Origin of the sequence: Actinomadura litoris (genome assembly GCF_009733595.1) — a bacterium.
Lineage (GTDB): Bacteria > Actinomycetota > Actinomycetes > Streptosporangiales > Streptosporangiaceae > Spirillospora > Spirillospora litoris.
Genome location: NZ_WOFH01000019.1, coordinates 32,595 through 45,402 on the forward strand (window position 1 = coordinate 32,595; position 12,808 = coordinate 45,402).

Below are 12,808 nucleotides of genomic sequence, written 5' to 3' on the forward strand. Positions count from 1 at the left end.
TCCAATTTCGCGCACCGTCGACGACGGAGGCGGACGGCCCGCCAAGCCCACGGGATCGGGGTTCTGTGCGGGTTTCCCCCGCCGTATCGGCCTCACGGGGGCGCGCGATGTCCCATAATCGAGCGATGGAGTCGTCCACCCGAATTCTTATTCTCGGCATGGATTCGTCGGGGAGAATACTCCAGTTCGACCGTAACGCCGCCGGCGTGCTGTCCGGCATACCGGGCGGACTGCGCGGCGCCCACCTCGACGAGGTGATCGCCGGAGCGCGCAGGCCGCTGCTGGAGGCGCTGCGGGCCGGGCGGGAGCGCACGGCCATGCTCGCCGTGGAGACGCCGGCGGGCGGCACGCTGGACGCCGTCGTCACCGTGCACCCGATGAGCGGCGGCTCGCCCGACCTCGCGGCCCTCGCCGTCGTCCGGGTGCCGGTGCCGCTCGCCGACCGGTTCGTCGACCCCGCCGTGATCCGCCGGGCGCTGCTGGACGACGCGCTCCCGCGCATCGGCTCCACCCTCGACCTCGACCTGCTCGCGCGCGGCCTGATGGACGTGCTGGTCCCGCACTTCTGCAACTCCGGCGCGCTGCTGCTGCTGGAGAGCCTCGTCGACGCCGACGAGCCCCCGGCGGGCACCGACGGGTCGCTGCTGCTGCGCCGGATGGCGCTCGGCTTCGACGACGGCGACCCGGCCTGGGACGCGACGTTCCCCACCGGCGAGACGCTCACCTACCCGGCCGGGACCCCCTACTCGCGGTGCATGGAGACGGCCGAGCCGGTGCTGGTGGGGCTCGGCGGCGACGGCGCCGCGCGGATCGCCGCGACCTGGCGCCGCCCGCCGGTCGCCGACCTGCTCAAGGGCGCCTCGATGCTGCTGCTGCCGATCACCACGCCGACCGGCGTGCTCGGCTTCTTCGTCTGCACCCGCAGCGTCGCGCACCGCCCCTTCGACGCTTACGACGTCGAGATCGGGATGGAGTTCGCGGGCCGCGCGTCCATCTTCGTCGAGACCGCGCGCCGCTACTCGCGGGAGCGTGCCACCGCGCTCACCCTCCAGCGCAGCCTGCTGCCCACCGGCCTGTCGGCGCCCTCCACGGTCGAGGTCCACCACCGCTACCTGCCCGGCAGCCGGCTCATCGAGGTCGGCGGCGACTGGTACGAGTCGATCGCGCTGCCCGGCGCGCGGGTCGCGCTCGTCGTCGGGGACGTGGCCGGGCACGGCGTGAAGGCCGCGGTCACGATGGGACGGCTGCGCACGGCCATCCACACCCTCGCCGGCCTCGAACTGCCGCCCGCCGAGGCGCTGGAGCGGCTCGACTCGCTGATGCGGACGCTCGGCGAGCGCGAACCGCACTTCGCCACCTGCGCCTACGTCGTCTACGACGCGGTCAGCGGCCGGTGCGAGGTCGCCAGCGCCGGGCACCTGCCGCCGCTGATCGCCCCGCCCGGCGCCGAGTCGGACTACCTCGCGGTGCCGCCCGCCCCGCCGCTCGGCGTCGGCGACGGCCCGATCGTCAGCCGCGAGTTCACCGTCGACGACGGCACGCTGCTGTTCCTCTACACCGACGGGCTCGTGGAGAACCGGGCCCGCGACATCGACGACGGCCTCGCCCGGCTCCAGCAGACCTTCGGCCGCGACGCCACCGCCCGGCCGCTGGAGGAGCTGTGCCAGGCCGCGCTGGACGGCGTCTACGACGACCAGCACCGCGACGACATCGCGATGCTGGTGGCGCGGCTGCGGCGCATCCCCTCCGACCACCACGCGTCCTGGGAGCTGCCCGCCGAGCCCGCGGCGGTGCGGCGGGCGCGCGGGCTCGTCCGCGACCGGCTCGACCGCTGGGACCTCGGGGAGCTGGCCGACACCACCGCGCTGCTGGTGTCGGAGCTGGTCACCAACGCGATCCGGCACGCGGGCGGCCGGGTGACGCTGCGGCTCGTCCGCGAGGGCGGCCTCGTGTGCGAGGTGTTCGACCACTCCGACGGCCGTCCCCGCATCCGCCTCGACGACGAGGGCGACATGCTCGACTCGGGGCGCGGCCTGCACGTCGTGGGGCGGCTCGCCGAGCGGTGGGGCGTCCGGCACACCAGCGGCGGCAAGGTCGTCTGGTGCGAGCAGCGGACGTCCTGACCCGCCCTCGGCGCCGCCGGCCCGGCCTCAGTCCCACCAGAACGACCACCACGTCTTGCCGCGGATCTCCTCGGCGTACCCGGCGAGGGTGCCGGGGCCCTGGAACAGGATGTCGGGGCAGAACGCCCAGTGCTCGGCCGCGACATGGACGGCGTGCCGGGTCGTCACCGGCGGCGCGGCGACGCTCAGCTCCAGCGTGTTGAAGCCGAGCCCGACGACGCGGGCGCCGAACCGCTCCTCCCAGCTCCGCACGACGGCGGCGAGCGGCGCCGTCCACTCGTTGTGGTTGAGCGCGCCCTGCCAGCCGACGGCGGCCAGGGCGTCCGCGCCCCGCTCGACGGCGACGAGCCCGAGCGACAGGCCGCGGGCCGACAGGGAGCGGGCGTAGCGGTCGGCCATGGCGTCCGGGTCGTCCAGCGGATGGCCCTCCGGGGCGGGGCCGGGGCAGTGCCGCCCGAAGGGCGCGAGGTCGTCGTGGTCGCCGTCGGCGGCCTGCGCCGCCCAGTCGCCCCACACCTCGTACATGAACGCGTGGGGGACGTAGTTGCCGACCTCCTCGACCGGCTCGGGCGCGATCTGCCCGGAGGCCCACGGCTGGTCGGTCTCGTCCATCAGCAGGGGCCACAGCCCCGACCGCTCGTGCTCGGCCCGCAGCCGCCCCCACAGCTCCCCGTGGACCGGCTCGTCGCTGAGCCAGAACGCGGGGCGCGGCAGCAGCTGCCGCTGCGGGTACCCGGGGTCGGGCCAGACCACGTCCCCTTCGGGCAGCGGCACCGACAGCGTCCGCCCGGCGGCGTCCTCCGCGCCGCCGGCGAACAGCTGGGGCAGGTTGCCCGGCAGGTGCCGCCGGACCTCTACGTCATCCATTTCACGCCGTTCCGGTACAGAGCATGCCAACGGGATCTTGGCACTCCGAGATGGTAACGGCGTCGGGCACCCGCCGTGGCCGGAGCGGCCGTCTTCGGTAACCCGGCGGAGCGGGGGCTCGGGGTCAGCGCGCGCCGCCGCGCCCGCGGACCAGGTAGTCGATCACCACGGCGAGCACGCCCAGCCCGGTGACGACGCTGATGACGGTCTGGTACCAGGTGCCCCGCAGCATGACGCTGCTCATGACGTTGACGGTGAGCAGCACGCCGAAGATGGTCCAGCGCCCGTTGTTGGTCATCGTGTTCTTCCTTCCGGTGGGTCAGGGGAGTCGGGGGGACGAGCGGCGGCGCAGCATCGCGCGGGCCGGCAGGAGCATCGCGGCGGCGGCCGGGCCCGCGACGCCCGCGAGGATCGCCGCGGCGGCGACCGGGGAGATCGCGGGCAGCGGCGCCCCGGTGACGGCCATGGCGAGCGCCAGCAGTGTGACCAGGGCGATGGCCGCGCCGGTGAGCAGCCCGGTGCCGAGGACGATCGCGGCCTCCCAGCGCAGCGCCGCGAGGACCTGCCGCCGGGTCGCGCCGACCAGCCGCAGCAGCGCGAACTCGCGCCGCCTGGCGCCGGTCGCGAGCGCGAGCGTGGTGACGACGCCGATGACGATGAACCCGCCGATCGCCGCGACGACGATCAGGCTGACCAGGCCCTGGAGCCGCAGCTCCCGCGACAGCGCCTCGCCGTAGGCGTCCCGGTCGACCACCCGGGCCCCCGCGTAGGCGGCGGCGACCGGGCGCAGGTCGGCCTTCCCCCGGACGAGGACGTGGTCGTCCAGCGCCGTGGTGGAGTGCGCGGCGGCCGTCGCGTGGGGGAGGAGCACGTCGCCGAAGCCGAGGCCCCGGTCGTAGATCGCGACCACGCGCGCCTGGACGCGCGTCCCGTCGCCGAGCCAGAACCGGGCGGTCGACCCGACGTGCAGCCCGGCGGCGACGTCGCGGCTGAGCGCGACCGTGCCGCCGCGCAGGTCGGCGAGGCGCCCGGAGCGGACCTTCGGGTCCATGGTCGCCTCGGCGCTCGCGCCGACGCCCTGGGCGTTCAGCGTCCTGAGGTCCTTCTCGCCGAGTTCCTTGACCGCCATCACGACCGTGGTCCGCTTGACGGGGGTCGCGGCGGTCACGCCGGGCACGCGCCGCGCGGCCTCGGCGGCGCCGGCCGGGAGCCCCGGACCGGCCGAGACGATCACCTGGTCGGCGCGGTTGCCGTCGGCGGCCTGCCCCCGCGTCGCGTGGGCGATCGTGGACTGGGCGAACAGCTGCGTGCAGCCGAACGCGATCGCCAGCGCGACCGGGGTGAGCACCGACCCGGCGCGCAGCGCGGCGGCGCCGCTCGCGTGCCGGCCGAGCCGTCCGGACACGGGGGAGGCGAGTGCGGCCAGGCGGCCGAGCCGGCGGCTGCCGAGCCGGGCCAGCAGCGGCCCGAGCAGGGCGGTCGCGACGATCAGGGAGATCACCAGCCCGCCGACCGACGCGGCGGCGGTCGGGCCGCTGGTGGCGGTGGACACCCCGAGCGCGTTCAGCCCGACGACGACGAACACCACACCCGTGACCAGGCGCCAGCGGGGCAGCCGCGCGGGCTCGGCGGCGGACTCGCCCAGCGCCTCGACCGGACGGATCCGGGAGACGCGCAGCGATGCCACCAGCGCCGTGAGCAGGGCGGCGACGATCGTGATCGCGAACGCGGCGAGCGCGGGGAGGGGGCTGAGCGACAGCCCGAACCCGTGCGGCAGCGCGTCCTTGCCGATCATGAGCGAGTGCATCGCGGCGCCGAGCCCGAGCGACAGGACGCCGCCGACCAGCGCGGCGGGGACGCCGGTCCACAGCGTCTCGCGCAGCAGCTTGCCGCGCACCTGCCAGGGCGTCGCGCCGACCGCGCGCAGCAGCGCGAACTCGCGCGCCCGCTCCCGCGTCGCCAGGGCGATGAGCCCGCCGACGACCACGAGCGCGGTCATCACCGCGACGCCGCCGATCGACAGCGCCAGGTCCACGATGTCGGGGCGGGCGGCCAGGACCGCGCGGTCCTCGACGTCGCCGCGCGCGGCCCCGGTCGCGACCGTCAGCCCGGGGACGGCGGCGCGCAGCGCGCCCTCGTCGAGCTTCCCGTCGGCGGTCACCACGAGGGCGTCGGCCATGCCGGGGCGCCCGTAGAGCGCTGCGGCCGCGGCGGGGGTGAAGAACGCCGCGCCGGGTCCGGACGCGACCGTCCCGGTGACCCGGTACGGACGCGGCGTCCCGCCCGCCTGCAAGGACACGCTCTTGCCGGCGGGGATCCCGGCGGACTCGCTGAGGACGACCTCGTCCGCCGCGCGCGGGGCCCGGCCGGCGCTCAGCCGGTAGGGGCGGAGGGCGGCCGAGTCCCATCCGTGCCCGCTGACCGACGCCCCCGTGGACGTCAGGACGGGGAACGACACGTCCGCCACCACGCCCCGGACACCGGGGACGGCCCGCAGCCTCGCGGCGGCGGCGACCGGCACCCGGGGGCGCTCGGCCACCGGCCGGGTCTGGTGCTCGGGGGAGTCCCCGGGCCGCCGCAGCATGTCCTCGACCTTCTCCGGCCCGCTGACGACGGCCGCCGCGGCGCCGTAGCGCTCGACCGGCGCGTGCGCGCGCAGCGCCGACTCCAGCAGCACCCCGCAGGACCCGACCAGGGCCGCCGCGAACAGCAGGGCCGCGAACACCCCCGCGAACGCGCCCCCGATCCGCCTTCCGCCCGCGCTCACAGCGACTCCCAGCGGCTCATGACGCCCTGGACGGTGGGGGAGGTCATCTCGTCGACGATCCGCCCCCGGCTCAGGAACAGCACCGAGTCGGCCCAGGCGGCCGCCATCGGGTCGTGGGTGACCAGCACGAGCGTCTGCCCGGCCAGGTCGACCGCCTCGCGCAGCAGCCGCAGGACGTCGCGGGCCGTGCGGGGGTCGAGCGCGCCGGTCGGCTCGTCCGCGAACACCACCTCGGGGCGGGTCACCAGGGCGCGGGCGAGCGCGACGCGCTGCTGCTGCCCGCCCGACAGCTCCGAGGGCCGGTGCCGCAGCCGGTCGGCCAGCCCGACGCGGCGGGCGACCTCGGCGACCCGGCCCGGGTCGGCCTTCGTCCCCGCCAACTGGAGCGGGAGCGTGATGTTCTGCTCGACGTCCATCGAGGGGATCAGGTTGAACGCCTGGAAGACGAACCCGATCCGCTCGCGGCGCAGCCGCGTCCGCCTGGTCTCGCTGAGGCGGCCGATGTCGGTCCCGCCGATCCGGACCGCGCCCGCGCTCGGCCGGTCGAGCCCGGACGCGCAGTGCAGGAACGTGCTCTTGCCCGAGCCCGAGGGCCCCATGACGGCGGTGAACCCGCCGCGTGGGAACGCCCAGCTCACGCCGTCCAGCGCCCGCACGTCACCGTAGTCCTTGGTGACCGACTCCAGGCTCACCGCCACCGCGGTCGCCTCGGCCGTCATCGTCGTCATGGTCCCTCCGTCAGATCGCCGCTCACCTGGTCGAATCTAGAATCCGGAGGGGGGCCGCCACATTGGCGCGCGCCCCCGAAACCGTGGTGTAGCGGGCTACACCAACGGCCGGGGTGCCGGCCCCGGGGCGCGCCGCGGCGGTGTCGCCTACGGTGGGCTGGGAGGTGACATGACCAAGGCGTTGAGACGGAGTGCGGGCGCGACCTGGACCCTGGTCGCGGCCCTTCGCACGGCCGGGCCCGCGCTGGCCGGGCTGATGCCGCTGGCGTTCTGCGCCGTGCTGCTGCTCGTCGCGCTGCCGTGGCTGCCCGAGGCCGTCAGGCCGCTGCGCGCCCTCGCCGACGCCGAGCGGCGCCGCGCCGGGAGGCTGCTGGGCCGCGAGATCCCGAGCCCCTACCGGCGGCTGGAGGGTTCGTCGCTGCGGCAGGGGGTCACGCTCGTCCGCTCGCCCGTCCTGTGGCGGGACGTGGGCTGGATGGCGGCCCACGGGCTCCTCGGCTTCGTGGCGGCGGTGCTCGCGGTCTCGCTGTGGCCCGCGATCCCGTTCTCGGCGTCGCTGCCGCTGTGGTGGTGGGCGGCGCCGGAGGGCTCGCAGTCGGCGTTCGTCACGCTCGACAGCTGGCCCAAGGCGCTCACGCTGCCGTTCCTCCAGGTGGCGCTGGACGGCTTCCTCCTGCTGTGGCTGGTGCCGAGGCTCGCCCACTGGCAGGCGCGGCTGTCGGAGCTGCTGCTGCGCCCCACCCGCCGCACCAGCCTCACCGAGCGCGTCGAGGTGCTGACCGAGACCCGCGCGGAGGCGCTGGAGGCACACGGCGCGGAGCTGCGCCGGATCGAGCGCGACCTGCACGACGGGACGCAGGCGCAGCTCGTCGCGGCGGCGCTGCGGCTCGGCCTCGCCGACCGCCGCTTCGACGCCGACCCGGCCGCCTCGCGCGCGCTGTTCCTGGAGGCCAGGGAGGGGGTGGAGGAGGCGCTCACCCAGCTCCGGACGGTGATCCGCGGGATCTACCCGCCGATCCTGTCCGACCGGGGACTCGCGGGGGCGCTGCGGGCGCTGGCCGCCGGGCACCAGATCCCCGTCGAGATGGACGTCGCGGAGGGCCGCGTCCCCGCCGCCGTCGAGGCCGCGGCCTACTTCGTCGTCGCCGAGGCCCTCACCAACATCGCCAAGCACAGCGGCGCCGGGCACGCGTGGGTGACGGTCGGCCGCCACGGGCCGGTGCTGCGGCTCGTGGTGCGCGATGATGGCAAGGGCGGGGCCGACCCCGGCCGGGGCAGCGGCCTCGCGGGCATCCGCCGCCGGGTGGCGGCGCTCGACGGCAGTACCCGTATCGACAGCCCCGACGGACAGGGGACGACGCTGGAGGTGGACCTGCCGTGCGGATCGTGATCGCCGAGGACAACGTCCTGCTGCGCGAGGGCCTGGTGCTGCTGCTGACCTCCGACGGGCACGAGGTCGTCGCCGTCGCCGACACCGGCCCGGACGTGCTGCCCGCGCTGCTGGAGCACCGTCCCGACGTCGCGGTCCTGGACGTCCGGCTGCCGCCCGGCTTCCGCGACGAGGGGCTGCGCGCCGCGATCGAGGCCCGCAAGCGGCTGCCGGGCCTGCCGCTGCTCGTGCTGTCGCAGTACGTGGAGGAGACCTACGCCGCGGAGCTGCTCGCGGGCGGCGCCAGCGGCGTCGGCTACCTGCTCAAGGACCGGGTGAGCCGCGTCGACGAGTTCCTGGAGGCGCTGGCGCGGGTCGCGGGCGGCGGCACCGCGCTCGACCCCGAGGTCGTCTCGCAGCTCATGACGACGCGCAGCGACCCGCTGCAGGCGCTCACGCCCCGCGAGCGCGAGGTGCTCGGGCTGATGGCGCAGGGCCTCGACAACGCCACGATCGCCACAACGCTCGTCATCACCGAGCGGTCGGTCAGCAAGCACATCGGCGCCGTGTTCGCCAAGCTCGGCCTCCCGCCGAGCGACAGCGGGCACCGCCGCGTCCTCGCGGTGCTGGCCTACCTCAACTCCTGAGCCGCTGACGGGGGGCGCTCGATCCCGTCCAGGAGGTACCCCAGCCCCTGGGCGAACGCCGTGTCCCAGCCGTCGCCGCGCAGGCGGCCGTGCTCGGCGAGGTGCGGGTACCGGTCGCGGGTGCGCTCCAGGTACTCGCCCGCGCCGCGCTCGTCCGGGGCGCTCCGGGCGCCGACCTCCATCAGCGCCGAGCCGATGACGTAGTTCGCGACCGCGTACGCGGCGCCCGCCAGCTCCGTGCCGCTCAGGCCCGTCGCGGCCAGCGCGCCGTAGAGGCGGTCGGTGCGGGCGAGGACGTTCGGCCCGAGCAGCGGGCGCCCGCCGAGCACCGCCGCCGACCACGGGTGGGCGAGCATCGCGGCCCGCCACCCCGACATCAGCGCGACCACTCCGGCCCGGCCCGGTCCGGGCGGCGGTACCGGCACGTCGCCGAAGATCGCGTCGAGGGCCAGTTCCAGCACGTCGTCCTTGGTCCTGACGTGCCAGTACAGCGTCGTGGAGCCGGTGCCCAGGCGCTCGGCGAGGCGGCGCATGGTCAGCCGGGCGGCGCCCTCCTCGTCCAGCAGGGCCACGGCCTCGGCCACGATCCGCTCCCGCGTCAGCGGCGGCGCGTCCCGCCGGGGGCGCTCCTCGCGCAGCCACACGCTCTCGCTCATGCCCGCCACCCTAGTACATTGGGCGAGCACCGGACCGTTGGTCCAGATACTCGAACACTGTACGAGGAGTGCTCTTCTTGGGACACATCGAGGTCAGCGGCCTCAGCTACGCCCTGCCCGACGGCCGGCTGCTGCTGGACGAGGTCTCCTTCCGCGTCGGCGCGGGCGCGAAGGCCGCGCTGGTCGGCCCGAACGGCGCGGGCAAGACCACGCTGCTGCGGCTGATCGCCGCCGACCTGCGGCCCGCCTCGGGCACCGTCGCCACCGGCGGCGGCCTCGGGGTGATGCGGCAGTTCGTCACCGGGCGCACCGTCCGCGACCTGCTGCTGTCGGTCGCCCCCGCGCGGGTCCGGGCGGCGGCGGACGCCCTGGAACGCGCGGAGGCCGCCCTGGACGACGGCGAGCGCACCCAGTTCGCCTACGCGCGGGCCATCACCGACTACACCGACGCGGGCGGCTACGACATCGAGGTCGTCTGGGACACCTGCGCGACGGTCGCGCTCGGCCTGTCCTTCGACGAGGCGAGGGACAGGCCGGTGTCCACGCTGTCGGGCGGGGAGCGCAAGCGCCTCGTGCTGGAGGCGCTGCTCAGGGGGCCCGACGAGGTCCTGCTGCTCGACGAGCCCGACAACCACCTCGACGTGCCCGGCAAGGAATGGCTGGCCGAGCGGCTGCGCGCGACGGGCAAGACCGTGCTGCTGGTGTCGCACGACCGGCGGCTGCTCGCCGACGCCGCCGACCGGATCGTCACCGTCGAGTCGCGGGACGTGTGGGTGCACGGCGGCGGGTTCGCGGGCTACGCCCAGGCCCGGCGCGAGCGCGTGGACCGCCTCCACGAGCGCCGCCGCCGGTGGGATGAGGAGCACGCGCGGCTCCGGCGCCTCGTCCACACGCTCCGGCAGCGCGCGACGCACAACGACGCGGTCGCCTCGTCCTACCAGGCGGCGCGCACCCGCCTCCAGCGCTTCGAGGAGGCGGGCCCGCCCCGCAGCGCCCCCAAAGAGCAGAACGTGCGCATGCGGCTGCGGGGCGGGCGCACCGGCAAACGCGCCCTGACCTGCGAGTCGCTGGAGCTGACCGGCCTGACCGAGCCCTTCGGCGCCGAGGTCTGGTACGGCGAGCGCGTCGCGCTGCTGGGCCCGAACGGCGCGGGCAAGTCGACCTTCCTGCGGGTCCTGGCCGGGCACGACGTCGCGCATCGCGGCGCGTTCCGCCTCGGCGCCCGGGTCGTACCCGGCCTGTTCGTCCAGACCCACGCGCGCCCCGACCTGCGCGGCCGGACCCCCGCCGACATCGTCATGTCCGGGTACGCGCTGACCCGCAACGACGCGATGGCCGCCCTCGCCCGCTACGAGCTGGCCCCGGCCGGTTCCCGCCCCTTCGAGACGCTGTCGGGCGGCCAGCAGGCGCGCCTGCAGATCCTGCTGCTGGAGCTGTCGGGCGCGACGCTCCTGCTGCTGGACGAGCCGACCGACAACCTCGACCTCGCCAGCGCCGAGGCCCTCCAGGAGGGCCTCGCCTCCTACGCGGGGACGGTCCTCGCCGTCACCCACGACCGCTGGTTCGCCGAGGACTTCGACCGCTACCTGGTCTTCGGCGCCGGCGGCCGGGTCACCGAGTCGGACGTCCCCGACTGGACGGGCGCCCGCTGAACCGCCGGGTGGGGAGACGGATTCAGGGGGCGATGGCGTCGAGCCTGGCCAGTTCGTCCTCGGGCAGGCGCAGCGCCGCGCCCGCGATGTTCTCCCGCAGGTGGGCGATGGACGAGGTGCCGGGGATCAGCAGGATGTTCGGCGAGCGCCGCAGCAGCCACGCCAGCGCCACGGCCATCGGGGAGGCGCCGAGACGTCCCGCGACCGCGTCCAGCTCGCCGGACTGGAGCGGGGTGAAGCCGCCGAGCGGGAAGTAGGGCACGTAGGCGACGCCCCGCGCGGCGAGCGCGTCGATCAGGTCGTCGTCGGCGCGGTGGGCGAGGTTGTAGCGGTTCTGGACGCACACGACCGGCGCGATCGCCTCGGCCTCCGCGATCTGGTCGGCGGTGACGGTGCTGAGCCCGAGGTGCCGGATCAGCCCCTGGTCCCGCAGCTCGGCGAGCACGGAGAACGGCTCGGCGATCGAACCCGGCTCGGGGGTGTCGAACCCGCCGACGCGCAGGTTGACGACGTCGAGCGCGTCCAGCCCGAGGCGGTCGAGGTTGTCGTGGACGGCCTGGCGCAGCTGGTCGGGCCGCAGCGCCGGCGGCCAGTTGCCCTCCGCGTCCCGCAGCGCCCCGACCTTGGTCACGATGCGCAGGTCGTCCGGGTAGGGGTGCAGCGCCTCCCTGATGATCTCGTTGGTGACGTGCGGGCCGTAGTAGTCGCTGGTGTCGATGTGCCGGACGCCCAGCCGCACGGCCTCCCGCAGCACCGCCACGGCGCCGTCCCTGTCGGCGGGCGGGCCGAAGACGTGCGGGCCGGCGAGCTGCATGGCGCCGTAGCCCATGCGGGTGAGCGTCAGCCCGCCGGGCAGGGTGAACGTTCCGCCGGGGAGCGTGGTGGACGAAGTCATGGCGTGCCCTTCCTCGGTGGCGCGGTGGTCGTCCGCGCGATGAGCCCATGCTTCGCCGGACGGCGCCGCGCAGGCAGAGCGCGGTGATCCTGGGAGCGGGAGAACAAGGATGTCCCGGGACCGCGCGGGCCGTCCGGGAGGGGCCCGGTCAGCCGGCCTCGACGCCGGTGATCTCGGCGGCCTGGCGCTGCAGGTGGTCGAGCATCAGCCGCGCGGACGGCGTGGGCGCGCGCTGCGCGGGCAGCGTCACCCCGACCTGGCGGCGGACGGTCTCCAGCGGGACGGGCAGCGGCGCGATCCCCGCGTCGGTCTCGGCGACCAGCTCGGGCAGCGCGGCGATCATGTCGGTGTCGCGGACGAGCGTGCGGACGGTCAGCACCGACGTGCACTCCACCAGGTTCCCGGGCGGGACCAGCCCCTCGGCGCGGAACACCTGCTCCAGCTCCGCGCGCAGCGCCGTCTGCTCCAGCGGCAGCACCCACGGGTAGTCGAGCAGGTCGGCGAGGCCGAGCGGGTGCCGCGACCGGGCCGGGTGCCCGAGCCGCGCGACCAGCCGCACGGGCTCGCCGTACAGGGTGACCTGCCGCAGGCCGCGCAGGTCGCCGATCGGGTTGAGGCGGCCGAGGATCAGGTCGATCTCGCCGTCCAGCAGCCGGGGGACCTGCGCGTCGAACGTCGCCTCCTGGACGATCACGGTGATGCCGGGGCGGTCGCGCTTCAGCGCGGCGATCGCGCGGGGGAGCAGCACGTTGGAGCCGGCGAGCAGCGTCCCGATCGTGACCGTGCCGACCTCCCCGTCGGCCAGCCCGGTGATCCGCTCGCCCGCGCGGCGCAGCTCGGCCAGCACGGCGCGGGCGTGCTCGACGAACGCGTCGCCGAACATCGTCGGCGTGACCCCGCGCGGGCCCCGGGTGAACAGCTCGACGCCGAGGATCCCCTCCACCTCGCGCAGGCTGCGGGTCACCGCCGGCTGCGCCAGCCGCAGCTGCTCGGCGGCCCGCAGCACGCTGCCCTGGTCGGCGACGGCCACGACCAGGACGAGGTGGCGGAGCTTGAGCCGCCCGTTGAGCAGGTCGATCGCGCGCATGCGCCCTTGATATCACA

Annotated in this window: 11 protein-coding genes; 4 read left to right on the forward strand and 7 right to left on the reverse strand. The window is 75.6% G+C overall.

Features of this window, described 5'->3' with window-relative positions; genetic code table 11:
• Positions 1-158 precede the first annotated feature (158 nt).
• Positions 159-2,123: an ATP-binding SpoIIE family protein phosphatase gene (locus tag GNZ18_RS37195; protein WP_156221681.1), complete on the forward strand. Its 1,965-nt coding sequence runs from the start codon at positions 159-161 to the stop codon at positions 2,121-2,123.
• 27 nt (positions 2,124-2,150) lie between these two features.
• On the opposite strand, the gene GNZ18_RS37200 is transcribed toward GNZ18_RS37195, so the two are convergent.
• From GNZ18_RS37200 to GNZ18_RS37215, 4 genes are all read right to left on the reverse strand, one after another.
• Positions 2,151-2,990, reverse strand: a complete 840-nt coding sequence (locus GNZ18_RS37200; RefSeq protein WP_156221683.1) for a DUF4253 domain-containing protein — start codon at positions 2,988-2,990, stop codon at positions 2,151-2,153.
• A gap of 124 nt (positions 2,991-3,114) precedes the next feature.
• Entirely contained in the window at positions 3,115-3,288 is a 174-nt protein-coding gene (locus tag GNZ18_RS37205; protein ID WP_156221685.1) for a hypothetical protein, read from the reverse strand.
• A 21-nt stretch (positions 3,289-3,309) separates the two neighbouring features.
• The gene (locus GNZ18_RS37210) at positions 3,310-5,757 is read right to left on the reverse strand and encodes an FtsX-like permease family protein (RefSeq protein ID WP_156221687.1); all 2,448 of its coding nucleotides are present in this window, start codon (positions 5,755-5,757) and stop codon (positions 3,310-3,312) included.
• Entirely contained in the window at positions 5,754-6,485 is a 732-nt protein-coding gene (locus GNZ18_RS37215; protein ID WP_214620975.1) for an ABC transporter ATP-binding protein, read from the reverse strand. The genes GNZ18_RS37210 and GNZ18_RS37215 overlap by 4 nt, the downstream gene beginning before the upstream one ends.
• 169 nt (positions 6,486-6,654) lie before the next feature.
• Here GNZ18_RS37215 and GNZ18_RS37220 point away from each other — a divergent pair, with 169 nt between their 5' ends.
• Positions 6,655-7,875: a sensor histidine kinase gene (locus GNZ18_RS37220; protein WP_156221689.1), complete on the forward strand. Its 1,221-nt coding sequence runs from the start codon at positions 6,655-6,657 to the stop codon at positions 7,873-7,875.
• Positions 7,863-8,501, forward strand: coding sequence for a LuxR C-terminal-related transcriptional regulator (locus GNZ18_RS37225; RefSeq protein ID WP_312874958.1), 639 nt, complete (start codon positions 7,863-7,865; stop codon positions 8,499-8,501). Before GNZ18_RS37220 ends, GNZ18_RS37225 begins: the two co-directional genes overlap by 13 nt.
• Here GNZ18_RS37225 and GNZ18_RS37230 read toward each other — a convergent pair.
• A complete protein-coding gene (locus GNZ18_RS37230; protein ID WP_156221691.1) occupies positions 8,486-9,157 on the reverse strand; it encodes a TetR/AcrR family transcriptional regulator in 672 nt (223 codons plus the stop codon). The two genes, GNZ18_RS37225 and GNZ18_RS37230, sit on opposite strands and share 16 nt — an antisense overlap.
• A 77-nt stretch (positions 9,158-9,234) precedes the next feature.
• On the opposite strand from GNZ18_RS37230, the gene GNZ18_RS37235 reads away from it, so the two are divergent.
• Positions 9,235-10,809 carry an ABC-F family ATP-binding cassette domain-containing protein gene (locus GNZ18_RS37235; protein WP_156221693.1) on the forward strand — a complete coding sequence of 525 codons (1,575 nt, stop codon included), beginning with the start codon at positions 9,235-9,237 and terminating at the stop codon, positions 10,807-10,809.
• Between the two features lie 22 nt (positions 10,810-10,831).
• Here the strand turns inward: GNZ18_RS37235 and GNZ18_RS37240 are convergent, their stop codons facing one another.
• Both GNZ18_RS37240 and GNZ18_RS37245 read right to left on the reverse strand, forming a co-directional pair.
• On the reverse strand, positions 10,832-11,704 hold the full coding sequence (locus GNZ18_RS37240) for an aldo/keto reductase family oxidoreductase (RefSeq protein ID WP_156221695.1): 873 nt from the start codon (positions 11,702-11,704) through the stop codon (positions 10,832-10,834).
• Between the two features lie 148 nt (positions 11,705-11,852).
• Positions 11,853-12,791, reverse strand: a complete 939-nt coding sequence (locus GNZ18_RS37245; RefSeq protein ID WP_156221697.1) for a LysR substrate-binding domain-containing protein — start codon at positions 12,789-12,791, stop codon at positions 11,853-11,855.
• Positions 12,792-12,808 lie beyond the last annotated feature (17 nt).